Raw genomic sequence first — 22,651 nt, forward strand, 5'->3', positions numbered from 1 at the left:
CGATGACGGACTACACGGATACGGAACTGATGATATCTCGTGCATCACAGGAACTCCAAAATGACGATACCACGCTCGTCGGGGTCGGTATTCCCAATCTCGCCTGCAATCTGGCGAAACGAACCCACGCACCTGATTTGGAGATGATTTACGAATCGGGGACGATCGACTCGAATCCATCGAAATTACCGCTCTCCATCGGCGACCCGGTGCTCGCTTCGAACGCCAAGAGTATCGTACCGATGGTGCACGGCTTCGGGTACTACCTGCAGGCCGGACGCATCGACGTCGGATTCCTCGGTGGTGCCCAAATAGACCGGTTCGGTAACATCAATTCGACGGTCATCGGCGACTACGAAGACCCGATAGTTCGACTCCCGGGAAGCGGCGGAGCCTGTGAAATCGCTAGCAATACCCGCCGGACGATCATCATTACGCCACACGTCGAACGGCGGTTCCCGGAGGAAGTCGACTTCGTTACGAGTCCCGGCTACGTCGGCGGTCGCGAGAACAGGAAGGAACTGGGGCTACGAGGAGGCCCAGACGCCGTCATCACCGATATGGGGGTCATGCGATTCGACGACGACGGCGAGATGTACCTCAACTCGATACACCCGGGCGTGACGGAAGGGGCGGTCCAAGCGGCAACCGGATGGGACCTTCGTATCGGGGACGAAGTGACCGAGACGCCACCACCGACCGAGAAAGAGATCGAGTTGATTCGTCACGACCTCGACCCCGACGGAGTGTACACGGGATAACTGGCAGAAGTTGTAGATCTAAATACTATTCGTGGTGAATTTTCACACATTCAAAGGGAAATGTACGCCGTTCCCGGGAGTAAGTGCGCTTCGCTCCGGAAACGGCCGACGATCGCTCCCTCGAAACGATACTCATCCTTTACACAAAGTATTATAGTGTTTCCCTCTATACGTTCTGTTGTACCATACCATGCCAGAGATAACAGGCATTCACCATGTGACAGCGTTCTGTGATGACCCGCAAGAGAACTACGATTTCTTCACGAACGTTCTCGGAATGCGATTCGTCAAGCGCACGGTTCGATTCGACGTACCCGAGAAGATTTACCACCTCTACTACGGAGACGAGGCGGGAACTCCCGGTACGATCGTCACCTACTTCCCGATGACCAACATGCCGATGGAAAAGGGAATGGTCGGCAAGGGAATGATGAGTTCCGTCGGGCTGACTATTCCGGAGGGTTCGGTCGACTACTGGACGGGTCGGTTCGACGAAAACGACGTGAACTACACCGTCGAGGAGCGGTTCGACGAGACAGCAATCGGATTCACCGACCCGGACGGACTCCCGTTCGAACTGGTGACGGGCGAATCGGACATCGAACCATATACGGACGGCAGCGACGTCCCGGAGGAGTACGCCATCCGCGGAATGTTCAACACGACCCTGCACTCGAACGACCCGGCGGGAACGATGGACGTCCTCGAAACGATGGGATGGGACCGCGTCGGAGAAGGGACGCACCCGCAGGCGGGGGACCGCATGCGCTACGAAGCACCCGGTGACGCACCGTGTGCGACCACGGTCGACGTCCTGATCCGCCCGAACGCACCGCAGGGCGTGATGGGCATCGGGACGTACCTACACGTTGCCTACCGCGTCAAGAACGACTGGGAACAGGACGAGGTCAGCGATATTCTCCGTGAGAACGGATACATCACGACCTCCACGAAAGACAGGGACTACTTCCACTCACGGTACATCACCGAGCCCGGCGGAGCCGTCTTCGAGTACGCCACGGACGGGCCCGGCTTCGACATCGACCAGGACCCCGAGGAGTACGGCGAGGAACTGAAAGTGCCGGATTGGCTCGAAGTCGACGTCGAGCGCATCAACGAGATGCTCCCACACCTGGAAACCAACTAACCGGTCGTCGTTCCATTTTCGTACTCCGGACGTTGACTCGACTTGTCAGGTTACACCATCTTTATTGCGGAGAGAGAAATGGGTACCAGTATGCGTGCAGCACGTTACTACGGACCCGAAGACGTCCGTGTCGAAGATGTAGAACCGGACACCGTCGGTTCGAACAATGTCCGCGTGGAAATCGCCGTCTGTGGGATTTGCGGATCGGATCTCGGCGAGTACGTCGGCGGTCCGATTACGATACCCGACGAACCTCATCCCGTGACGGGAGAACGACTCCCGATCACGATCGGACACGAAATGAGTGGAACCGTCACCGAAGTCGGGGAAAGCGTCGATATCGATGTCGGAGCCCACGTCGTGGTGAACCCGATCATCTGGTGTGGGGAGTGTCGGTACTGTGACGAAGGCGAATACCGTCTCTGCGAGTCCGGCGGATTCATCGGGCTTTCGGGCGGTGGCGGTGGTTTCGCGGAGAACATCGTCGTTTCGTCCGAAAAGATCGTTCCAGTTCCCGACGGCATCCCGGCACATCTCGCTGCGCTCGTCGAACCGTTCACCGTCGGGGTCCATGCCGTCCAACGGTCCGGGCTCAAAGCCGGTGATTCCGCAGCGGTGTTCGGAAGCGGCCCGATCGGACTGACGGTTGTTCAAGCGGCCGTCGCCGCCGGTGCGAATCCCGTGTTCGTCTCCGAACCGAAAGCGAACAGGCGGTCTCTCGCAAAGGAGTGCGGCGCTGATGAGGTCATCGACCCCACCGACACGGATCCAGTCGAAACGATTCGCGAACACACCGACGGCGGTGTCGACGTTTCGTTCGAGGTAGCCGGTGTCGAACCGTCGGTCAACCAATCGCTCGCCGCCGTCAAGTCCGGTGGTACGACGACTATCGTCAGTATTTTCGAAGAGACGATCGATATCGACCCCAACGATATCGTGATGCCCGAGACGACCGTCGTCGGAACGGCGGCGTACCGGGGCGGCCCGCTTTCCAGTCGGGAGTTTGGTACGACCATGAGGAACTTCGCGACGGGTGCGTTCGATCCGACACCGCTCGTGACGTCGGAAATAGAGCTGGAAAACATCGTTCGAGACGGGTTCGAGCGGTTACTCGACGGTGAGAGCGAGGAGATTAAAATCCTGGTTCGTCCGTAGGAGTACCGACGGACCGTATCGAACTATCCTAAGTAATAGGTCTGGGTCCGTAGCCAAGGACGGAATCGCACGCTTGCTCTGGTATCGATCGACGTCCGTTTCTCTCCCCGAACGGCCGAATCCGAACGATACGGCGGAGCTAGCGAAACTCGACGTCAACCAACCCGCAAGATAGTCCGATTATGTGGGATTTATAATTGATACCGTGTACCACAGTAGTATGGGAAACGAAATCAAAACCAGATCGAAGACAACCGAGACCTCCCTTGATATAGTGGATAGCATCCAGGTGCTAAACGGGGCCACGATCCCACGGTTATCCGAATATTTAGGATTGTCTGAAAGCACCATCCACCGTCATTTGGTCTCGTTACGGGAATACGGTTACATCGCCAAGTCGGACGAGGAGTACCGCATCGGATTCCGTTTCTTGACCTTGGGCGGGTATGCTCAACAGCAAGTCACGGCGTTTCCGATGATCAAGGAGAAAGTGGATCAGCTCGCTGCGGACACCGGGGAACGCGCGCAGTTCATAGTCGAAGAGAACGGGAAACGGGTCTATCTGTATACGGAGGTGGGGGAAAGTGCGGTGCAGACGGGAGCACATATCGGACGGAGAGGACCGCTCCACGTGAGTGCAGCGGGAAAATCCATCCTCGCAAACCTCCCCGAGAGTAGGGTCGACGAAATCGTCAACAGACATGGCCTCACTGGCGGTGCAAAGAGCGACATTTCCACGAGAGAAGAGCTGGACGAAGCGCTCGCGGAAGTCAGTGAGAAGGGGTACGCGTTCAACAGACAGGAATCAACGGAAGGCGTCAATGCCGTGGGCGCGCCCATTTTAGACAGATCGGATACGGTAATCGGAGCTCTGAGCATTTCTGGGCCCGCACATCGCCTCAAGGGGGAACGGTTGATCGAAACCTGTTCCGAATACGTGCTGGCAGCGACCAACGAGTTAGAGCTCCACATCACACACTCCGTATAGTGGGATTCCTTGCGTACCGGTTCGATCATCTATATCCGAACATATCGGCCGATTCTTGTGAGTGATTGATGTTCAGTTCCAGTTCGTTCACAACGCTCAGCAGCATTCCAACGATTTCATCATCCAACCGATCTCTCGGCATCCGGTGCCGTGGACCCGCAACCGAACACGCACCGATGACTGTGTCTTCCGGAACGAGTGGGACGGCGACGGCGACCAGTCCCTTCGTACTCTCCTCCACGTTAAAGGCGTATCCGCGTTCACGAACGGTTTCGAGTTCCTCCATCAGTTCGGCCTCCGTCGTGATCGTGTTCCGCGTTTCCCCCGGGAGACCCGTGCTATCGACGATGGCGCGGACCTCTTCTTCCGGCAACTGGGAGAGGATAGCCTTTCCACCGGCAGTCTGGTTGGGGTACATCCGTCGTCCCAAACGGGTTCGCGTGGATACCCCTTGGTTGCCGTTCTCTCGAAACAGGGTGATGATACGAGCGTGTTCCCGTATGGCGAACATGGCCACCTCGTTCGTCACTTCGGCCAGTTCCTGAATCTGGGGCCTGATGATTGGCGAGCCGATATAGTGGGACCGTAGCCAGCCCCCGTAGTCGAGGAAACGAAATCCGAGGTGGTACTCGCTCCCGTTCTTGACCACGAAGTCGTGTGCCATCAGTGTGGAGAGGTGCTTATAGACGCCCCCCTTCGACAAACCAGTCTCGTCAGCGATATCGGTGACCTTTCCGCCCCCGAGTTTTTTTAGGGAATCTATTACTTCGAACGAAGTCTCCACGGCTTTGACGCGGGAATCCGATTCGGTTTCGGTGTTCGGGTTCATACGACTAGGTATGAACTATTTTAGCATATATTTTACCCATAGTTGAAAATTTCAGAGCCGAGTTTCTACCAGAAATTTCAGTGAAATATTTGTTGACAATGCTCCAGGATGATTTCAGTTGAACTCCCATAATGAGATATTGACAACCCGATAAGGACTACAAATCGACACGAATGAAATATCGGTGGACTACACGTCGGGGAGCGCAAAAAAACACCCGATAGAGGCGGTATACGTCGATTCTGTGCGTTTTTGACCCGAGAGACATCGGATCGGAATGGACCGGTCATCCACGGAAACGGACGAGCGGAACGCGGAAATCCGAAAAAGGGCACGATTTTTCGGTGCGTGTTAGCAGCATTCACGGATAGTATAAACTCACTCGAGCAAAAATCCGGAGAACTGGGAGAATAATACCTCAAAGTGTCCAAATGTTCGGATTATTTGTTTCCTTTCTCTATTTTTGACCGCTTATTCAGCCGATATGGAGTATACAATACGTCATCTATTAGTTCAATCACTGAATGGCGATCGCACGTACGACTCTCCGAGACGGTATGGTCGGAGCACCCGTAACAGACGTGCGCTTGTTATGGTGAACTTTCCTCTCCATAACAAGCGTATGTTTGTTATGGCCCGCCCGAGCGGGAGTACCACTGTCACACTAACGACCAAATCGGATCGAAGGAGGAATAGAAATCCGGAATGCGGATCGACTGCGAACGGAGGTTCGGTTAGATAGTGGAGAAGCGTTGGTGCTTGGTATCGAGTGTGGCTGCGTCGATCGCTTCGAGCGAGTCGAGGGGGATAAACGGAAGCCGTTCGCACACGTCGTTGACGGATAGCCGGCGCGCACGAACGCGAGTCCCAGTTTTTCGAGGGTCTCCGCTCCGGTCTCGATTTGAACCGGTAGAGTACTCGATCAGTTCCCCTGATCCGATTTAACCCCGATAGTCGAGGATAGGACCAGGATGGATTACAGATTTAGTCTTGTAATGGCCACGGAGCGTCGGGCGAGGATTTCAGCCGTTTAGAGGACCGGGTCGATGTTCGGACGTCCCCGTTGGAGAGCCGAGATTCGTCGAAAGGTGCCAGAAACGACGTTACATATCATGATAGGTCCCCTCGATGCTGACCACCTTCGCAACCTGCGTTACTTTGGTGGGAATGGAATCGGGTGAATAGTACGGAGTCCCACAAACAGTAACGTATATTGCGGTCTACCGCACAAGTATATCCAATGAGCGGTTAGCTAGTCGAATACTATGGGTTGACGACGTCCTTCGGGGGAGACTTCGCCACCGACAGGGTCGATTCGAAACTGGGACTCGTTCGGACGTTTCAATCGACGACTCCGTTCGAGAATCGCTCGGTCACGAAAACCTTCTCGCCGTCTACTCAAAGGGACTCCGAGTCACGGCGACGAAGCGACGACGCGCCGAGGAGGTGTTGGAGTCCCTCGAAATCGACCACGTTTCCGACAACGAAGCGAGCGAGCGCAGCGGGGGACAACAGAAGGCCCACGAACCTGACTACATACTGATTCTTGACCCGAAATGTATCCTTCTTGATGGACAGACTGTAGGTGTCAATCCGGCGCTGGCCGACCGGATTTTGGACCGAATCGACGAGATGCGAAAGGACGGGACGTCCGTCGTCATCATCGAACACGACATGAACGTCGTTCGGTCGATAAGCGACACTGTAACCGTGTTCGACCGAGGACGGAGTATCGCGCACGGATCGTTCGATGACGTTGCGGGGAATGAATAGGTACAGGAAGCGTACCTCGGGACGGAGGACGAAGCGGAGGGGTCACTACTATAAGCGGCACGAGAACGGCCGAGAGACTCGTTGCGACGGATGTTTCGACCGGATACGGTACGACAGAGATCGTCCACGACGTCTCGATTGCAAGCCGAGACAGTGTGACATGTGTGTCCGGTCCTAACCGAAGTGGAAAGTCCACATCGATGAAAGCCCTGAGCGGGGATCTGCCAGTATAGTCAGGAAAAACTACAGTCAATGTAAATGACATCACGGACGAATCCATCGTCGAAAAATATCGACGTGGCGTGGTTCAGGTTCCGCAGGATGGTGGGCAGCAAATGTCGCTGAGTATGGACGGGCGATGGCTCCGGAACCGTCGATATACCTGCTCGATGAACCCAGCGCCGGGCTCTCCCCGGCGCTCGTCGAGGACTTGTTCGATATCGTTCGGACGGTGGTCGACGACGGTGCACAGGTGATTCTCATCGAGCAGAGCATCCGCTCCGCTCTTCGTATCGCTGATTACGTTCATATCCTCGCAAATGGTCGGGCACAGTTCGAATGGGTCCGTCCGACCTCGCGGAGGAGGACGAACTCCTTGCCGCGTCTTTTGGCGAGCCTCGTCAGGTCGTCGACGCTTGAGTTGCCCACCTATTTTATCCCGCAGACTTGAGACCTCCGTATGGACGAGAAGAAACAGGCCACGTTCGGATCGGACGGGGCGTTGCGAACCGACGACGAAGCGACAAACGAGACCGACGACGGGGAGGGAGCGACAACGAACGATTTCGGCGATGAGTGCGGCGAGAACGAAACCATGTCCGGGGTGAACCGATACACCGTTTCCAGCTTGCTTCAAAAGGCAGTCAGACGTTCCGACGAGGAGACCGCCGCGTGGGCTGCCTGGGAGCTTGTGCGGTCCGGTTACGCGTGGAATTTTTGGGATCGAATCAACCTGTACGTAGTCGAGGATCTACGGGCCGGTCACGAAGCGGCGCTCACGATAGACCGTTACGAGGAATTGGCGCGTGAGCGCTGGTCGGAAGGTTCCTGGCGGGGGCGACTGTGTGCGGTGCACGCCGCGCTAGCGGCGGCCAGGGCGACCTCTTCGCGCGAATCCGCGCACGCGGACGATTATTTTAGTGAACTATCGGACGAACGAGCCACCGCGAATGAGGAGGGACGAGAACCCCGCTTTGATCACCCGGCGGACGATCTCGAAATAGATGGGAAGTACGATGTCGCGTTCGACCAGCACACGTACGAAGGAAAGAGGCGTGGCCGCGGTGGTGCCTTCTTCCGGACGCATGGAGCGCGGGTCGGTCCTGACGAGGAACCTGAACTCAGTCGCCGATGGCGTCTTCGGAGTATGAAACTGGAGAATCGTGACTATACCGATGAACAGTTGGCCCGCGCCGTCGCTCCGGTCAAGGCCGAGGACAGGTGGTCGGACGACGAAGCTCGTGACGAGTGATGGACCCGCTGACACTTCAAGGAGAATGAATGAGACGGCGGCGATAATGTCAAAAACTCAACTGTCTCGGGGCTGACGCCCGGGGCTGATTTTCGTCGCAGGTAGGTTCACCGTCTTTGATGAGTGTTCAGAAAACACTTATCAGTAAAGACGAACACATGGATAATGGAACGAAGGAGACGAACGTTTATCGGCGGTTTCTCGCTCGCGCTACTCGGACTATCCGGGTGTTTAGGTGTGAACTCCGGAGGGACGACGGACATCGCTATTGTGAATGAAACGTCCGATACAGTAACCACCAGTATTCACGTTACACGACTGTCCAACGGCACGCAGTTGCTCGACGAAACAATTACTATCGGTGCCGGTGGGACCGATGAATACGAGGACGTCGTGAGTGACGCTCACGTCGAAGTCTCTCTGAGCGTAGAAAACGGTCCAGAGAACAGGTACGAATGGTCCGATGGTGAAAGCGATGCGTAGGGACTTCACATCGATATCAATGAGGACACCATAGCGTTCTCATCGTTTGTCGACTAGAGCATCTTATGTCCGCCAATGAGAGTTCACCATTTCGTTCTGACTCCATTGGCCGTAGAGGTCGCCGTCCAGCCGAGCGCTCCATGCCGTGTGGAGCGACGAGAACTTCGAGGAGTATCGAGCGACAACAGGCCAAACAGACGTCTTTTCCATCTCCCACCGATTACCGAGGGGACAAGACACGTCTCTTCCTTACATGCGCAACGCGAATGGCCAAGGTCGTGGAATCGCTATTCATACGTATGGAACTTCGACTCCGGAACCGTATACGCGAGGTCGCCGAGGACGCAAAGGAGCGGACGGAAACGGTGTCGTATGTGGGGCGTATCGCGGGAGAAACCACCGCGCGAAAGACGGTCGGAAGCGGGACGACTGCATACGACGAGTTAGCGCGCGCCGCCACGTCGGCGAGAGAAGCGGTCGATACCGTTCGGGAACGACTGAACGATCGGGGTTCCGAAACGCTGTCGGACCCGTCGGCGATTGCGGCAACAACGAACCTATCGGCGGCCACGGTTGCGATCGAAATTCGAGAGTTCATCGACGCTGTTGACCACCGCTACGCAGCCAAGAGCGCGTTCCAAGGAGCGCAACGCGGGTACATCGCCGGCCCGTACGGTGCGGTTCTTGGAGGTGGGATAGGTACGGTGTACGGTACGTACACCAGCACCCGTGAGGCGTTCGACCCCAACGAACCACCGCGACCGTTCAGTGAGATGGGTGACATCGAGCGGTATTTAGATAGCGTTCAGCACGCAAGAACGGGATACGAGGTCGGCAAACGGTTCGGAACGAAGGGGAAAGTCACCGGAGCGGCGATCGGTGCCGGAGTTTCGACCCTTCCCATGCTCGTCAAACGAGTGACAGCGGGTCCGAATGGCGATGAAAGCGAGCGCGACGACAAGCGAATGGAGCAGTCATCGAGTGAATAAACAACCGAACGACGGCATCGTTGTCGTTCTCGGGTGGGAGCGTCGGATTCCGTCGTCGGTCGCGGTTTCGAGGGCGGCCGTGTATTTTCAGACGGCGTTGCGGTGAACACGGTGCCGGCAGTTGCAGGCCATCAGCTCGTCGCTCAAGGAATTTCGATGGAACCTGAAATTAGCGCTTTCGAGGCCGTCCCCGTTCACCTAGGAACCCCGGTTCGGAAGTCTGGGTGTGCCGATGGAAAAACGTGGGATTCACGTACTCCATCCACAGCATCAAGACGATGCCGAGGAGCAACGACGCGATGGCAATAACCAGCGGCGCACCCAGGCCGAAGATGGCACCGGTGTACGCTTCCGCGGGGTTCGAGAGGGTGATGACTTGCTGGATGAGTGCCCACGTGAGGATGAGCCCTCCCACGACGGGAGCAACACCGACCAACACGAAGTTCTTCACGCTCTTCGTGAGTTCGTGTCGATAGTAAATCGCACAGGCAAATCCGGTCAGGCCATAGTAGAACGCGATCATCAACCCGAGCGCCGAGAGCGAATCGTACAGGATGTTCTGGCTGATGAGCGTCAGACCGACGTACCACACGATGGATAGCGTCCCCATCCAGATGGTCGAGATATGGGGCGTGAGATAGCGTGGGTGAACTTTGCCGAATTCCTCCGGTATCGCTTCGTATCGCGCCATCGAGAGCGTGGTCCGTGCCGTCGGCAGAATCGTCGTCTGCGTGGACGCCGCCGCGGACGTGAGAACCGCGATGATAAGCAACTTATCGAACGGGAAGCCGAGGACTTGTGTTCCGAGTGAACTCAACACGTCGTTTTGATTGGCGACGAGAAACGGGACGCCGGCGTACGCTTGAGCGGCGATCGCCACGATGACGTAAATCGCGAGCAAGACGACGGTACTCACTAGCGCGGCGAGACCCGGCGTTCTGTCACTGTTCTCGCTTTCCTCGTTGACCGTGACGGTGGTGTCCCATCCCCAGTAAATGAAGATGGCGAGTATCAGCCCGGAATTCAACGCTCCCCAATCCGTAATCGCGAACGGATTCAGCCATGACAACGACGGCGTGATCGCACCGGCACTAGCGGTGCCCGTAAACACCTCTACAAGCGCGGCGACGGCAAAAATCCCGAGCGTGAGGATTTCCATGCCCAACAATAGAAATTGCGTGCGTGCAGAAAGCTCGATGCCGATGACACAGATGGCGGTGAGAAGGGCGATCCAAACGACCCCGATTAGCGTGACGGCGAACACCGAATTGGCCGCGTTCTGCCACCCGAGCAGCAAGAACGTGTACAACCCCGCGATCTGCGCGAGATTCGCCATCACGATGACGTCCGAAACGACGATGGCCCACCCCCCGAGCCAGCCGAGCCGTGGGCCCATGGCCTTCGTGACCCACGTGAAGGTCGTCCCGCAGTCCGGGTCGGCCTTGTTCATGTAGTAGTACGCCGCCGCGATGAACAGCATCGGGACGAACGCCAACCAGAGAACCGCCGGTGATTGCGTCCCGACGACTGCCGCGACGAATCCCAGCGTGGCGGCGAGGCTATAGCCCGGTGCCGTTGATGCCACGCCGATAACGACGTTGGAGAGGAACCCCAGCGCCCCGCCTTTTAGCCCTTTGCTCCCGATTTCCGGTGTCTTGAGTTCTGCTTCTTCTGTGAGTACGTCCCCGCGCTCGTTCATCCTATCCCTCCTTCGTATCGCGTTCGTTCGGCGGGCAAGATGCGATTCGAGACCGTATCCCACCCATCATCGTACCCCCGTTCGTACTACCCAACTACTAGTGTAGAACACGGACGAATATGGTCGTGTCGGGTCGTGCTGATGTGACTACGACACGTGTGTTTCCTCGATGACGATTTCTCGTTCGGTCAGCGCATCAAGGATCGTATTCGGGTCGAACGCCACTTCGGGAGGAACCGCGCCGGTCGTTAGCACATCCCCGCGTGCGACGAGTTCCGCCGCGACGCCCAACGGCACGCCCGTCCAAACTGCCGTTGCACCGAGGTTCCACTCGTCGAGGCGAGAGCGGACGACCGTCGTATACCGTCGGTAAGCATTCTCTCCGTCCACTTCTCCAACCACGTCCACCTGGAACGATTTCCACTCCTCAACGGCTTCGGGCGTCGGTTGCTGGCCGAGGTACCAGTCCAGAAACGTCCGCGGCGTCGTGGTCACGCCCTCGAATTCGATCTCCTCCTCGCTCGTCAGTCCGAGCGTGACGAGGGCGTCGCAGATGGAGAGTAACTCGGGCGAGAACGCGACGCGGAAATCGACGGTTTCCACGCCGGGAAACGTGAACGGCAGCGTCGCCAGTTCGGAGTGAATACTATACACGCCTTCTACTTCGCCCACGGGCTCCGGGAGAGTGTACGTTTCCCTGCCGGACAGCGGTTCGGTCTCGATCAGTTCGCCGTTCTCGTAGCAAATCGGACGCTCCGTCAGTTCGTTCAGAATCGTCTTCGCCGAGTACGCGAATCCCTCGCCGCCGCGTGTCCCGGTTCGAATATGGATTTGGCGTACCCGGTCCAGTTCGCTGGCTCCCTTCGCGACGGCGACGTTGGTGAGGCCGGGACTCGCACCCATTCCGAGAACCGCTGTGAGATTCGCCGCGTCGAATTCATCGTCGAGCCGTAACTGCTCCCGCGTCGTGTGGTACAGACCGCCCAAATCGAGGTACTGTGTCTCTGCGGCCAGACAGGCGTCCATCACGTATAGGTTGAAGGCGTACGGAAGCGCATTCGCAACCACGTCCTGGCGCTCCATCGCGCCCACGAGCGCGTCGTGGTCGGTGACGTCGAGCACGTCCGAATCGACTTCGCTCGGGATGGCTCGTGCAATCGACGAAATCGCTTCGGTGTCGGCATCGAATATCGATACCCGGATCCCGTCGTGTTCGGCGAGCTCCCGTGAAACGGCTCTCCCCATCGCGCCTCCACCTCCGAGCACTGCGATTTTCATGGTCGTCTCAGTTCCTCAGATGTCCGCCTCGTCGAGTGTGACGGTGACTGCCTTCGTGTGGGTGTATTCGTCCAGCGTCTCTGCTGCACACTCGCGGCCGAAGCCGGAGTATTTGTACCCGCCAAAGGGGATACCTGCACCGCCGCCGAAGTACTCGTTCACCCAGACGCTCCCGGCCTGAATATCGGCCGCCGCGCGGTGAGCGAGCGACACGTCACCCGTTGCGACACCCGACGCGAGTCCGTACTCCACATCGTTCGCCAGTTCGATGGCCTCGTCGTAATCCGAGAAGGTGATGATACACTGCACCGGTCCGAAGATTTCCTCCTGGGCGATTCGCATGTCGTTGTCCACGTCGTCGAAGACGGTCGGTTCAAAGAACCACCCATCATCGAATGCGTCGTCGGACGGGCGGTCGCCGCCCACTACCACGTGAGCACCCTCCTCGATTCCGAGTTCCACGTAGTTTGTGACCTTCTCGCGTTGCCGTTCGAACGAGAGGGGTCCCATCTCGGTTCCGTCCGCGAGCGGGTCGCCGGGTTCGTATGCTCGCGCGGCGGTCTCAAACGCCGCCACGAACACGTCGTGAACGGATTCGTGAACGAGCACCCGCGAGCAGGCGTCGCAGGATTGTCCCGTGTTGTAATATATTCCCATCGCGGCCGTCTCGGCGGCGGCGTCGATGTCTGCATCGGGGAATACGATGAACGGTGACTTTCCACCCAATTCCAAGGTGACGGGCGTAACGTTGTTTGCGGCCGCTTTCATCACGGATTGGCCGACGGGTACCGACCCGGTGAAGGACAGTTTATCGACGCCATCGTGTTCCGCGAGTGCCGAACCTGCTTCCTCCCCGTAGCCGTTGACGACGTTAAATACCCCATCCGGGAGGATCCCCTTCGAGAGCTGTGCGATTCGGGTTATCGACATCGGAGCCTCCTCGGACGGTTTACAGACCACCGTGTTGCCGGCCGCGAGCGCCGCGCCGACCTTCCAGCCGGTGAGCAACAGCGGGAAATTCCACGGCAAAATCAGCCCCGCTACGCCGTACGGCTCCGAGCGCGTGTACGTGTGGGTGTCGTCACCGGTCTGAAGGTTCGCACCGTCGTGCGTCCGTGCCGCCGAGACGTAGTATTCGAAGAACGAAATCGCGTCTTCGGTCTCCTCCCGTGCGTTCGCGAGTGGCTTTCCCGTGTCTAGGGATTCGAGGAGCGCCAACTCTTCTCCGTGGTCACGCAGTCGTGCCATCCACTCCCGAATGACAGTCGCCCGCTCTCGGGGCGTGGTGTGTCGCCACTCACGCTCGAACGCCTCGCGTGCGGCTGTCACGGCACCGTCGACATCGGCAGTGTCGCCGCGTCCGACGGTGGTAATGGTCTTTCCCACCGCCGGGTCGAGCGTCGGAAAACGTCCTTCACCGTCGGCCGGAGCCGACTCGCCGTCTATCCACGCGTCGATTCGCACCCCATCCATCGCCTGTTCGATCGCCTGTTCGTGATTTTCTTCCAATGTCCCAGTGAAGCCGGTCATTTCAATCCCTCAATCGCGTTCTCGACGGGCGCGTGTCACGGAAACCGACAGGGTCGCCGCAGCGAGAAAATCACCTGCGTTCCCCGATAGCGATCCGCCCACAGCGTGTTCGCCCCGCGGCAAACGGGAGGAGATACGTCGCGAACGAGCAAGAACTTTCGTTCAGATAGTGTCGGCGTAGCAGCGAGGAGTATGCTGCCGATGGAGGGACCTCGGATGACGATCAGCCCGAAGGGAACTGGAACTGTTCGTTCATCCGATTCTTGGGCAAAAATCTGGAAACCAATCGTGCGAAAATCGTCCTCCCGAGGAAGGCTTATTGCCGAAATCGGCCTATATAGTTGTGATGAGCATCGATAACAAGCCACATGAAAATCCCCACGAGCGGTTGTTTCGTGACCGGACGAAGAACAGTCAAACGTTCAACGCCCGCGCGTCCAACATCACGCCGCTCGGGGTCGAATCGAACGTGCGTGCGTTCGCGCCGTACCCGTTCTATGTCGAACGCGCCGAAGGGTCGTACGTCTACGACGTCGATGGGAACGAGTATCTCGACTTCCTGCTCGCGCTTGGACCGATCGTTCTCGGGCACAGCAACCCGGAAATCCGTGATGCAGTGAAAGCACAGGTCGATACCGCCGACCTGACAGCGACACCGCAGCCTATCGCCATCGAATTCATGGAGAAGGTCGCCGAGATGACACCGAGCATCGAACGGGTTCGGTTGGCGAACAGCGGTACGGAGGCAACCATGCACGCGATTCGTGTCGCTCGGTCGTACACGGGGAAGGACCTCGTCGCCAAACCCGAAGGCGGATACGCTGGAGCACACGACTACGCCCTCCAGAGCGTCTATGCCAGTGAAGAGGCGCTCGGTCCGGAAGATCACCCGAATACGGTTCCGTACGGCACGGGGATTCCGGACGCAGTTATGGACACCGTCGTTGCGTTCCCGTTCAACGACAAGGAGTCGACCGAGGCGATCTTACGCGAACACGCCGATAACCTCGCAGCAGTCATAATCGAGCCTGTAATGTTCTCTTGTGGCTGTCTCCTCCCGCGTGACGGCTATCACGAGTTCCTCCGCGAATTGACCGCGGAACTGGACGTCGTCCTTATCTGGGACGAGGTGATGACTGGGTTCCGACTCGGGCCACACAGTGCACAGGGTCGATTTGGAGTTACGCCGGACATGACCACCTTCGCCAAAGTCGCCGGGGGAGGCTATCAAATGGCGGGATTCGGCGGCAGACGCGACATCATGGAGGAAATCGTCCCACCCGAGGGTGACGAGGAGCAAACGTGGGACTCATCGGTTTTCCACGGCGGAACGTACAACGGCCATCCGACGTCCGCTGCGGCAGGGCTGAAAGCGCTCGAACTACTCGAATCCGGGGACGTGTACGACCACATCGAACGACTCGGCGACAAGTTGTTCGTCGGTTTACAGGAGGTTGCGGACGATGTGGGAGTGGCGGCGAACGTTCAACACATCGGTTCGATGGGACAGATCTACATGACCGATCATGACATCCACTCCTACCGGGATACGTGGCACGCGAACGAGGAGCGATTTGCCGACTGGTGGCTAGAAGCGGCGGGTCGCGGCGTCGTCTTCGGGACACCCAGTCAAGGGGAGCGCTTCTTCACGACGGACTCGCATACGGACGGAGAAATAGACCACGCTCTCGAAGTCGCCGAAGAGGCACTGAGTGCTGTGAACCATCCGTACGAGGATTGAAACCAGCGAAAGGACTGGGTCGCACCTCGCTTTTATTTCGGTGATCGGTCTCTTTCCGTGCTGCCGACAGAAAAAGCCGGAAAGGTATGAGGATTCCCTGATATGAACGAGTGGATCGGTCCAAATGGAAGCAGCAGTCCTGATCGCCTCGGGTGTCGCAATACGCCATGGAATGACGTCAACGCCATGCTGTTCGTTGTGATGGTGTAATGGAGAAACCTGTTCCCGTTCTCGATGGGATACACCGAACTGACGAACGGGGTGTTCACAAAGAGAGGCGTGGAGAGTTATCAGTTCGCCCGCTCTCTTTCTGAAGAGTGCAGGGCACTCGGTGTCCTACGATATGATATCGACCGTCGTACGGTCAAAGCCGAGCACCCAGCACTCAATTACTATCGAGGGCACGAAGACGGGAAATAATTTTGGCCGAACGATTGAAAATATGGTCGGATCGACCAGTCCGAGCATCCTCGAAGATGATGAACCACCTCGGGGTCTGGCTACGTAATCATCCTCGGTCTTCCCGATCAGCACGATGTCGCTCGACCTATTCGGCACCTTCGTATTCGTCGTCAGTGACGTGTTCCAACCACGCGACGGCTTCTCCGTCGAGTTCCTCCTGAATCGCGATGTGCGTCATCACCTTGTCCGGAGACGCACCGTGCCAGTGCTTCTCACCCGGCGGGAACCAGACGACGTCGCCCGCGCGAACCTGCTCGATCGGACCGTCTTCACGCTGGACGAGTCCGCACCCGCCCGTGATAACGAGTCGTTGCCCCAGCGGGTAGATCCCGTTCCCGAACGCCTTCGACCCGGCGCTCTCGATGGATGAGGTGCTGAAGATTGCGAGCCAGTTTATCGTTTCCGACGGCTAACCGACCCGGTCCTCTCCGCTCTGCCATACTAATTCGAAACGTTTGTCGAACGGAGGACACCCGACAACGTGAAAAACGAGACGGCGGTTCGGCTATCGGTTGATACTCGGTAGAACGGTGATTCTCGAATTCGTCTCGATACGCACGAATCGATCCGAACAGTCACGTCTCTTCAGGGAACGCTGTGAACCCGCCCGACCTATTCTTCGTTTTCTTCCGATCGATAGTATTCCCACGCTTCGTCGGGAATCTTCAACACGGTTCCACAGTAGGGGCACCTCGCCGTCTGTTCATCCGGTGCATCGAACGGTTCCCCACATCGTATGCACCGCCACTCTACACACCCTTCCTCTATCATGCTATGGGACTCTAGTTACTCACGAGGTGTATGCGTGTCGTGTGGTGGGTTATCCTCTATCGTGGATGCTTGATTGTCCGATCGAGTCGATCGGATTCCGACGCACTGATCGTCGGCGATGTGTTCCGCTCCGTTGCTTTGGCAACCCGTTCGCTTATGGAAACCATGGGCCTCGAAGAAGACGCTCTTGACTATCACCGGCGAGATCCACCGGGGAAAATCGAAGTCTCGACCACGAAGCCCACCGACTCACAGAACGAGTTGAGCCTCGCCTACACGCCGGGCGTTGCAACACCGTGCGAGGAAATCGCGGACGAGACGGACGAGGTGTATTCCTATACGGCGAAGGGACACCTCGTCACCGTCGTATCCGACGGCAGTGCAGTTCTGGAACTCGGAGATATCGGCCCTCGGGCCGCGAAACCAGTCATGGAGGGAAAGAGCGTACTGTTCAAACAGTTCGCCGGTATCAACAGCTTCGATATCGAACTCGATTCGACCGACCCGGACGAAATCGTCCTCGGAACGAAACTGTTGGAACCCACGTTCGGAGGAGTGACCCTCGAAGACATCTCGTCGCCGAGGCGGCCATGGACAGCGGTGTGTCACGGATCGCGATCGATATCGATGACTACACCGAACGACTTCGTGAGGAAGCGGAACACCTCGAAGAGTGACCGTTCCATCACGGGAAACACGTTCGAGGTGAAAGGGGTAGAGCGATGGCTCGATACGTCGAGACAAGGTTTATTGATCGCGCCGCCGACAACCGATGTCATGAACACGAGCGACCAAAGCGGCCGAGAACCGAGTGTCCAGCGACGATGTAGCATCTGTAATCGTATCCGGGAGGATTTTTTCGTCTCCGGAGACGACGCCTTCTGTTTCGATTGCTTCTCCCGACAGTACGGTTGGGATTGATGTTGCCGGTGGGGTGCCCGAAGAACAGCAGTGGCGGGGAACGGTCGGCAAAAAAGCCGAATAGTCGCGGGAAACCGTCTTGACGCCGCGTTCAGAACGGCCTTGAAAGAGCAGGCAGTAGTGCTAATCGTCTCATCCGTGAATCACACGTCACCATGAGCCGACTTCTCGAGACGCTTCCGGATCGCTCCGAGGAAGCCGATTCGCAGGGTGGTACCGTCGGTGTCATCGCCGGTAGCGTCGAGTTTACCGGTCAGCCTGTTCTCACCGGGTTGGCCGCCCTTCGAACCGGCTCGGATCACGTCCGCGCCTTCACGCCGGAGAAAATCTATCCCATCGTAGCGAGCCATTCGCCGAACCTGCTCGTCGGCCAGTATCCCGGCGAGGGGTTCACCGAAGCGGCGGTCGACCAAGCCATCGAACTGGGCCAGTGGGCCGATGCACTCGTCGTGGGGCCGGGTCTCACTCGCTCGGACGGGTCCGCAGTGTGTGAGACGCTTACGGAGGTGGATGGTCCGATGGTCATCGACGCCGTCGCCATCGAACCGGCGCTGGGGAACGACCTCTCGAACGCGGTGTTCACACCCGACGACTCCGAAATGGAATCGATAGTCGACGAACATGGATCGCTCGAGGAGTTCTCCGAATCGACGGGTGCCGTCGTCGTCGCGACTGGCGACGAAGACACCATCGTCGCCGAAGGGGAGCGAACGACCAACGAAACCGGCACTCCGGCACTGGCGGTCGCCGGGACCGGAGATACGTTGGCGGGAATCGTCGCCTCGCTGCTGAGTCAAGGACTGTCGCGTGAAGACGCCGCGGAACTCGGCGCGTGGCTCGTCGGGAAAGCCGGCGAACTGGCGACTATCGACCACGGCAACGGACTCGTCGCCACCGACGTTATCGACCGGATTCCGGACACCGTCCGTTGATCGGTGACTTCGCGCATCGAGAGGGACGTCTGTCGTTTTACACGTCGAACGGATCGGGTCGGGAGAACGACAGCTCGGTCCCCTGCGTCCCGTTCGTACTCGGCCGTGCCGGACTCACCGTCCGAACCGATGAACCCGTCGCTTCGAAGCGTCGATTCGATCGCTTCGAGCGAGGATGAATCCGTGTCCGGTACAAACGAGTGACACATGCTCTCGTTTGAATCCCATTCGACTGTCGATACTGCTAGCCACAGCAGTATCGACGAATCCTCCCCGTTCGTGTCGGTTCATCGTCTTCGTAGGATTTCTAGCGGGGGACGACGGGCGGAGAGGGGTCGGTTTGACACCCAAAACTCCTGTGGCTCACAACTAAGTAACTCGTGGTTGCCGATGTACCACCATGTCCCGAGAGACTCCGACCGGTATCCTCGTTGTCGGTGCGACGGGAACACAGGGAGGCGCCGTCGTGGATGCTCTCCTCGATTCCGACATCGAGTTCGACGTTCACGGATTGACACGACACCCGGAAAGCGACGCCGCCCGTCAGTTGGTCGAGCGGGGCGTCACGATAGAGGAGGGTAATCTGAACGAAAAGGAAGCGCTTCGTCCGATAGTGGAGGAAGTGGACGCGGTGTACGGCGTGACCAATTACTACGAAGCGGGCTACGACCGCGAAGTGGCTCAAGGCACGAACCTCGCGGAAGTGGCCGCAGACGTCGGTGTCGACCATTTCGTCTTCAGTTCGGTCGGCGGGGCCGAGCGCGACACCGACATTCCCCACTTCGACTCGAAGTACGAGGTCGAAGAGCGAATCCGTGACCTCGACCTTCCCGCCACCGTCGTCCGCCCCGTCTTCTTCATGCAGAACTTCGAGGGACAGCGCGACGCCATCGAGAACGGAACGATGGCGCTCGCGCTCGACGAGGGGGTCGAACTACAGATGATCGACGTCGATGACATCGGTGCCTTCGTGGCGCGGATTTTCGAGCATCCGGACGAATATCGAGGGGAGGCGTTTGAACTCGCGGGCGACGAACACACCCTCGAAAGCTCCGCGGCTACCGCCTCCGACGTACTCGACCGTGACGTCGAAGCACGCTACCTCTCGATAGAGGACGTGCGGGGGCGGATGGGTGACGAAGCCGCCACGATGTTCGAGTGGTTCAACGAACACGGCTACGAAGCAGATATCGAAACGCTTCGGGAGGACAACGACGTGGACTTCACGCGGTTGGCCGCGTACGTCCGCAAAAACGACTGGAAGTGAGTCGAGAGTACACCGCTCGATAGGTGGCGATTCACATCATCGCACGGCACGACTCGACGCAGTCTTCGAGGACGTCGGCACAGACCTGACAGTGATCGTGGTCGTGGCGGGAACACTCCTCGACACACTCCTCGGCCGCTTCGGCGGTGGCCTCCGCGAGTTGGTCGCTGTAGTTCGAGTTACGTGCCATGAATCGAGCGTGGTCGGCGGCGAGGTCGGCGACGTCCCGACAGAGGCGGATACATCGCGACATATCCATGTCCTCGTCGAGACACCGGTCGGCACACCACTCACACGTCTGTACCGCCTCGAAGCAGTTGTCGATACACTCCTCCTCGGTTTCGTTCAGATCGAGTTCTGACACTACCATCGAAAAGGGACGACACGCTCGACCGGAAAAGAGGTTACGGCGGCCGAAAAACGGGACCCCGAAGGTGAGCCAGTATCGCTCCGAGTGGTGGACTACGAGGGCCACATCCGATTAGTCGTTGGCGACGGTATGGGGTATCCATGCCCGATGAAACGCTCATCTACGACGACGGTTGCGGATTCTGCACGTGGTGGGCGGAGTTCTTCGGCGACCGCTCCGATATCCGCATCGTCGGGTTCTCGGACCTTTCGAAGGACGAACGAAGTCGGCTTCCCGACGACTACGAAGAGTGCGCCCACCTCGTCACGGACGGGGGTCGGTACTCCTGTGGCGCGGCGATGGAACAGACGTTCGTCCGTTCGAAGTTCGGGACCTCCGTTCACCCCTTGGTATCGTTCCTCAGGAACTTCGAGGAGTACAGCGGAATCCGGGAGGACGTCTACCGTGAGATAGCGGAGCGGCGCGACACCTTGGCGACGGTCCTCTCGAAAGAACCGGCGGCGAGCGACGTCCGAGAGGGTCACGACTGACAGTCTGTGGTTCGGAGACGGGGCGGAAAGCCGGTCACTGATGGTTTTCCATCCCTCCCCTTCGACGATGGCGGTCGCTCTCGTAGTCGTGGGATCGATAGCCGAACAACGGGAACGTGGCGAGCGAGGACAGGTTGATGGCGACGACGTTGATTACGAGGAGTTCGAGCTCTCCTCCCGACAACGGCCGATATATTTAGCACACAAACCACCGCTGATGGTATCGTATGAACATCCTCGTTACCGGTGGCGACGGGTTCGTCGGTCGAAACTTGTGTCGCGAACTCGCGGAGGACGGTCACGATTTGACCGTCCTTTCACGAACGCCCGACGAGTCAGTACTACCCGACGGAACAGGGACGGTTACGGGCGACGTTACGGAGTACGAATCGATAGTGGACGCGTTCGCGAGCCAGGATATCGTCGTCAACCTCGTCGCGCTGTCGCCACTCTTTCAGCCGCCGGACGAACCGACACACGAGGACGTTCACGTCGGCGGCACGCGAAACGTGACCCGGGCGGCCACGGAACACGACCTCGACTACATCGTTCAGATGAGTTCCGTCGGCGTGAATCCCAGCGGCGAGACCGGATACGTTCGTGCCAAAGCGTGGGCCGAATGGGTCGTCCTCACCGCCGACATCGACACCATGATATTCCGTCCGAACATCATGTTCGGCGACGCGGACGAGTTCGTCAACTTCATCCAATTGACGACTTTTCCCTACGTATCGGCGTTACCAAACGGCGGTACGACGCCGTTCCAGCCCCTCTGGGTCGGCGACACGGCAGCGATGATGGCCGACGCCATCGGGAACGACGACTACCTGAACGGGATCTACGAACTCGCCGGGCCGGAGGAGTTGACGCTCGCCGACGTGACCAGACACGTCCACCGGGCGAAAGGAAGGTCCGTATGGGTACTCCCCATCCCGATGGAACTCGTCGATGCCGGATTGATGCTCGCCCATCCGATTCCGCAGATCCCGTTCGGTATCGATCAGGCACGCTCGTTGAAAATGGACCTCACTGCCGGTCGCAACGACCTCGCCTCGTTCGACCGGAGGGAGCGCGACCTCACGACGCTCGATGCGTATCTCAGGGGGGCCTGACGTCCAAAACCGAAAAGAGATCGAATCGCGCCACGAAGCCGAATATGGTCACGTCATCTCGTCGGTGACCCGAATATCGATTCCGCCGTCGCTCCAGATACTCACCGTCACGTTGGTAAGATGAATCCGAACGGAGACGGAGACATCGTCGGTATCTTCGAACAGCATATCGATAGCCGTCGGGCTGATGTGATCGTAGAGGGAGAACTCGTCTTCGATCAATGACGCCGACTCGTGTGCTTCGACCGCTTCGAGGACGACTTCGCTAAGCGGCGTGTCCACATCGTCGGCGTAGTAATTTCGTCGCTCGGGATGGTCGTCCATGTTTTTCCTCTTCGAGCGCATCGACAGCGAGCGGCAATTTTCTTTGGGCTATATCACTTGCCGCTGTCTTTAGGGAGGTTGACGCACAGTTGTGCATCGAAGAACTGGCACCGGCGTG

Annotated in this window: 21 protein-coding genes and 2 pseudogenes; 15 read left to right on the top strand and 8 right to left on the bottom strand. The window is 58.2% G+C overall.

Features of this window, described 5'->3' with window-relative positions; all coding sequences use genetic code 11:
* Positions 1 to 2 precede the first annotated feature (2 nt).
* The 4 genes from ACGYLY_RS24950 to ACGYLY_RS24965 all read left to right on the top strand — a co-directional run bounded on the left by ACGYLY_RS24950 (position 3) and on the right by ACGYLY_RS24965 (position 4,051).
* Complete coding sequence (locus ACGYLY_RS24950; protein WP_231187615.1) at positions 3 to 761, top strand: CoA-transferase subunit beta; 759 nt, start codon at positions 3 to 5, stop codon at positions 759 to 761.
* A gap of 190 nt (positions 762 to 951) precedes the next feature.
* Positions 952 to 1,908, top strand: a complete 957-nt coding sequence (locus ACGYLY_RS24955) for a VOC family protein (RefSeq protein ID WP_231187613.1) — start codon at positions 952 to 954, stop codon at positions 1,906 to 1,908.
* Between the two features lie 90 nt (positions 1,909 to 1,998).
* Complete coding sequence (locus tag ACGYLY_RS24960) at positions 1,999 to 3,063, top strand: 2,3-butanediol dehydrogenase (RefSeq protein WP_395285474.1); 1,065 nt, start codon at positions 1,999 to 2,001, stop codon at positions 3,061 to 3,063.
* A 220-nt stretch (positions 3,064 to 3,283) separates the two neighbouring features.
* On the top strand, positions 3,284 to 4,051 hold the full coding sequence (locus ACGYLY_RS24965) for an IclR family transcriptional regulator (RefSeq protein ID WP_395285475.1): 768 nt from the start codon (positions 3,284 to 3,286) through the stop codon (positions 4,049 to 4,051).
* Positions 4,052 to 4,076: 25 nt separating this feature from the next.
* Here ACGYLY_RS24965 and ACGYLY_RS24970 read toward each other — a convergent pair whose 3' ends face one another.
* A complete protein-coding gene (locus ACGYLY_RS24970; protein ID WP_395285476.1) occupies positions 4,077 to 4,880 on the bottom strand; it encodes an IclR family transcriptional regulator in 804 nt (267 codons plus the stop codon).
* A 1,449-nt stretch (positions 4,881 to 6,329) separates the two neighbouring features.
* Here ACGYLY_RS24970 and ACGYLY_RS24975 point away from each other — a divergent pair.
* From ACGYLY_RS24975 to ACGYLY_RS24985, 3 genes are all read left to right on the top strand, one after another.
* Positions 6,330 to 6,653 carry a hypothetical protein gene (locus ACGYLY_RS24975; RefSeq protein ID WP_395285477.1) on the top strand — a complete coding sequence of 108 codons (324 nt, stop codon included), beginning with the start codon at positions 6,330 to 6,332 and terminating at the stop codon, positions 6,651 to 6,653.
* Between the two features lie 358 nt (positions 6,654 to 7,011).
* Positions 7,012 to 7,323 carry a hypothetical protein gene (locus ACGYLY_RS24980; protein WP_395285478.1) on the top strand — a complete coding sequence of 104 codons (312 nt, stop codon included), beginning with the start codon at positions 7,012 to 7,014 and terminating at the stop codon, positions 7,321 to 7,323.
* 9 nt (positions 7,324 to 7,332) lie between these two features.
* The gene (locus tag ACGYLY_RS24985) at positions 7,333 to 8,124 is read left to right on the top strand and encodes a hypothetical protein (RefSeq protein WP_395285479.1); all 792 of its coding nucleotides are present in this window, start codon (positions 7,333 to 7,335) and stop codon (positions 8,122 to 8,124) included.
* Between the two features lie 561 nt (positions 8,125 to 8,685).
* Here the strand turns inward: ACGYLY_RS24985 and ACGYLY_RS24990 are convergent.
* A pseudogene (locus tag ACGYLY_RS24990) lies at positions 8,686 to 8,772 on the bottom strand (IS5/IS1182 family transposase); the annotation flags it as partial.
* A gap of 134 nt (positions 8,773 to 8,906) precedes the next feature.
* Here ACGYLY_RS24990 and ACGYLY_RS24995 point away from each other — a divergent pair.
* Entirely contained in the window at positions 8,907 to 9,596 is a 690-nt protein-coding gene (locus ACGYLY_RS24995; RefSeq protein ID WP_395285480.1) for a hypothetical protein, read from the top strand.
* A gap of 169 nt (positions 9,597 to 9,765) precedes the next feature.
* Here the strand turns inward: ACGYLY_RS24995 and ACGYLY_RS25000 are convergent, their stop codons facing one another.
* The 3 genes from ACGYLY_RS25000 to ACGYLY_RS25010 all read right to left on the bottom strand — a co-directional run bounded on the left by ACGYLY_RS25000 (position 9,766) and on the right by ACGYLY_RS25010 (position 14,103).
* Complete coding sequence (locus ACGYLY_RS25000; RefSeq protein ID WP_395285481.1) at positions 9,766 to 11,295, bottom strand: APC family permease; 1,530 nt, start codon at positions 11,293 to 11,295, stop codon at positions 9,766 to 9,768.
* Between the two features lie 147 nt (positions 11,296 to 11,442).
* The gene (locus ACGYLY_RS25005) at positions 11,443 to 12,573 is read right to left on the bottom strand and encodes a saccharopine dehydrogenase C-terminal domain-containing protein (protein ID WP_395285482.1); all 1,131 of its coding nucleotides are present in this window, start codon (positions 12,571 to 12,573) and stop codon (positions 11,443 to 11,445) included.
* A 15-nt stretch (positions 12,574 to 12,588) separates the two neighbouring features.
* Entirely contained in the window at positions 12,589 to 14,103 is a 1,515-nt protein-coding gene (locus tag ACGYLY_RS25010) for an aldehyde dehydrogenase family protein (protein ID WP_395285483.1), read from the bottom strand.
* Between the two features lie 346 nt (positions 14,104 to 14,449).
* Between ACGYLY_RS25010 and ACGYLY_RS25015 the strand changes: the two genes are divergently transcribed.
* The 5 genes and pseudogenes from ACGYLY_RS25015 (at position 14,450) to ACGYLY_RS25035 (ending at position 20,197) form a co-directional block, all read left to right on the top strand.
* Positions 14,450 to 15,844, top strand: coding sequence for an aspartate aminotransferase family protein (locus ACGYLY_RS25015; protein WP_395285484.1), 1,395 nt, complete (start codon positions 14,450 to 14,452; stop codon positions 15,842 to 15,844).
* Between the two features lie 661 nt (positions 15,845 to 16,505).
* On the top strand, positions 16,506 to 16,676 hold the full coding sequence (locus tag ACGYLY_RS25020) for a hypothetical protein (protein WP_395285485.1): 171 nt from the start codon (positions 16,506 to 16,508) through the stop codon (positions 16,674 to 16,676).
* Between the two features lie 566 nt (positions 16,677 to 17,242).
* Positions 17,243 to 17,659: pseudogene (locus tag ACGYLY_RS25025) on the top strand (NADP-dependent malic enzyme); the annotation flags it as partial.
* Between the two features lie 494 nt (positions 17,660 to 18,153).
* Positions 18,154 to 18,930, top strand: coding sequence for an NAD(P)H-hydrate dehydratase (locus tag ACGYLY_RS25030; protein WP_395285486.1), 777 nt, complete (start codon positions 18,154 to 18,156; stop codon positions 18,928 to 18,930).
* A 400-nt stretch (positions 18,931 to 19,330) separates the two neighbouring features.
* On the top strand, positions 19,331 to 20,197 hold the full coding sequence (locus tag ACGYLY_RS25035; protein WP_395285487.1) for an NmrA/HSCARG family protein: 867 nt from the start codon (positions 19,331 to 19,333) through the stop codon (positions 20,195 to 20,197).
* Between the two features lie 31 nt (positions 20,198 to 20,228).
* Here the strand turns inward: ACGYLY_RS25035 and ACGYLY_RS25040 are convergent, their stop codons facing one another.
* The gene (locus ACGYLY_RS25040) at positions 20,229 to 20,567 is read right to left on the bottom strand and encodes a four-helix bundle copper-binding protein (RefSeq protein ID WP_395285488.1); all 339 of its coding nucleotides are present in this window, start codon (positions 20,565 to 20,567) and stop codon (positions 20,229 to 20,231) included.
* Between the two features lie 140 nt (positions 20,568 to 20,707).
* On the opposite strand from ACGYLY_RS25040, the gene ACGYLY_RS25045 reads away from it, so the two are divergent.
* Positions 20,708 to 21,097, top strand: coding sequence for a DCC1-like thiol-disulfide oxidoreductase family protein (locus ACGYLY_RS25045; RefSeq protein WP_395285489.1), 390 nt, complete (start codon positions 20,708 to 20,710; stop codon positions 21,095 to 21,097).
* Positions 21,098 to 21,131: 34 nt separating this feature from the next.
* On the opposite strand, the gene ACGYLY_RS25050 is transcribed toward ACGYLY_RS25045, so the two are convergent.
* Positions 21,132 to 21,281, bottom strand: a complete 150-nt coding sequence (locus tag ACGYLY_RS25050) for a hypothetical protein (protein WP_395285490.1) — start codon at positions 21,279 to 21,281, stop codon at positions 21,132 to 21,134.
* Between the two features lie 43 nt (positions 21,282 to 21,324).
* Between ACGYLY_RS25050 and ACGYLY_RS25055 the strand changes: the two genes are divergently transcribed.
* Positions 21,325 to 22,209, top strand: coding sequence for a complex I NDUFA9 subunit family protein (locus ACGYLY_RS25055; RefSeq protein WP_395285491.1), 885 nt, complete (start codon positions 21,325 to 21,327; stop codon positions 22,207 to 22,209).
* Positions 22,210 to 22,257: 48 nt separating this feature from the next.
* On the opposite strand, the gene ACGYLY_RS25060 is transcribed toward ACGYLY_RS25055, so the two are convergent.
* On the bottom strand, positions 22,258 to 22,533 hold the full coding sequence (locus ACGYLY_RS25060) for a HalOD1 output domain-containing protein (RefSeq protein WP_395285492.1): 276 nt from the start codon (positions 22,531 to 22,533) through the stop codon (positions 22,258 to 22,260).
* Positions 22,534 to 22,651: the final 118 nt, after the last annotated feature.

It is taken from the genome of Haladaptatus sp. CMAA 1909 (genome assembly GCF_043952005.1).
In the GTDB taxonomy this organism is placed as follows: domain Archaea; phylum Halobacteriota; class Halobacteria; order Halobacteriales; family Haladaptataceae; genus Haladaptatus.

What these genes read in the sequence shown, in the direction of transcription:
- ACGYLY_RS25035 (WP_395285487.1), top strand. Translation starts at nt 19,331, where the DNA reads ATGTCCCGAGAGACTCCGACCGGTATCCTCGTTGTCGGTGCGACGGGA.
- ACGYLY_RS25015 (WP_395285484.1), top strand. Translation starts at nt 14,450, where the DNA reads ATGAGCATCGATAACAAGCCACATGAAAATCCCCACGAGCGGTTGTTT.
- ACGYLY_RS25010 (WP_395285483.1), bottom strand. Translation starts at nt 14,103, where the DNA reads ATGACCGGCTTCACTGGGACATTGGAAGAAAATCACGAACAGGCGATC.
- ACGYLY_RS24950 (WP_231187615.1), top strand. Translation starts at nt 3, where the DNA reads ATGACGGACTACACGGATACGGAACTGATGATATCTCGTGCATCACAG.
- ACGYLY_RS25030 (WP_395285486.1), top strand. Translation starts at nt 18,154, where the DNA reads ATGAGCCGACTTCTCGAGACGCTTCCGGATCGCTCCGAGGAAGCCGAT.
- ACGYLY_RS24970 (WP_395285476.1), bottom strand. Translation starts at nt 4,880, where the DNA reads ATGAACCCGAACACCGAAACCGAATCGGATTCCCGCGTCAAAGCCGTG.
- ACGYLY_RS25055 (WP_395285491.1), top strand. Translation starts at nt 21,325, where the DNA reads ATGAACATCCTCGTTACCGGTGGCGACGGGTTCGTCGGTCGAAACTTG.
- ACGYLY_RS25060 (WP_395285492.1), bottom strand. Translation starts at nt 22,533, where the DNA reads ATGGACGACCATCCCGAGCGACGAAATTACTACGCCGACGATGTGGAC.
- ACGYLY_RS24995 (WP_395285480.1), top strand. Translation starts at nt 8,907, where the DNA reads ATGGAACTTCGACTCCGGAACCGTATACGCGAGGTCGCCGAGGACGCA.
- ACGYLY_RS25005 (WP_395285482.1), bottom strand. Translation starts at nt 12,573, where the DNA reads ATGAAAATCGCAGTGCTCGGAGGTGGAGGCGCGATGGGGAGAGCCGTT.
- ACGYLY_RS25040 (WP_395285488.1), bottom strand. Translation starts at nt 20,567, where the DNA reads ATGGTAGTGTCAGAACTCGATCTGAACGAAACCGAGGAGGAGTGTATC.
- ACGYLY_RS24985 (WP_395285479.1), top strand. Translation starts at nt 7,333, where the DNA reads ATGGACGAGAAGAAACAGGCCACGTTCGGATCGGACGGGGCGTTGCGA.
- ACGYLY_RS25045 (WP_395285489.1), top strand. Translation starts at nt 20,708, where the DNA reads ATGCCCGATGAAACGCTCATCTACGACGACGGTTGCGGATTCTGCACG.
- ACGYLY_RS24960 (WP_395285474.1), top strand. Translation starts at nt 1,999, where the DNA reads ATGCGTGCAGCACGTTACTACGGACCCGAAGACGTCCGTGTCGAAGAT.
- ACGYLY_RS24955 (WP_231187613.1), top strand. Translation starts at nt 952, where the DNA reads ATGCCAGAGATAACAGGCATTCACCATGTGACAGCGTTCTGTGATGAC.
- ACGYLY_RS24965 (WP_395285475.1), top strand. Translation starts at nt 3,284, where the DNA reads ATGGGAAACGAAATCAAAACCAGATCGAAGACAACCGAGACCTCCCTT.
- ACGYLY_RS25000 (WP_395285481.1), bottom strand. Translation starts at nt 11,295, where the DNA reads ATGAACGAGCGCGGGGACGTACTCACAGAAGAAGCAGAACTCAAGACA.
- ACGYLY_RS24980 (WP_395285478.1), top strand. Translation starts at nt 7,012, where the DNA reads ATGGCTCCGGAACCGTCGATATACCTGCTCGATGAACCCAGCGCCGGG.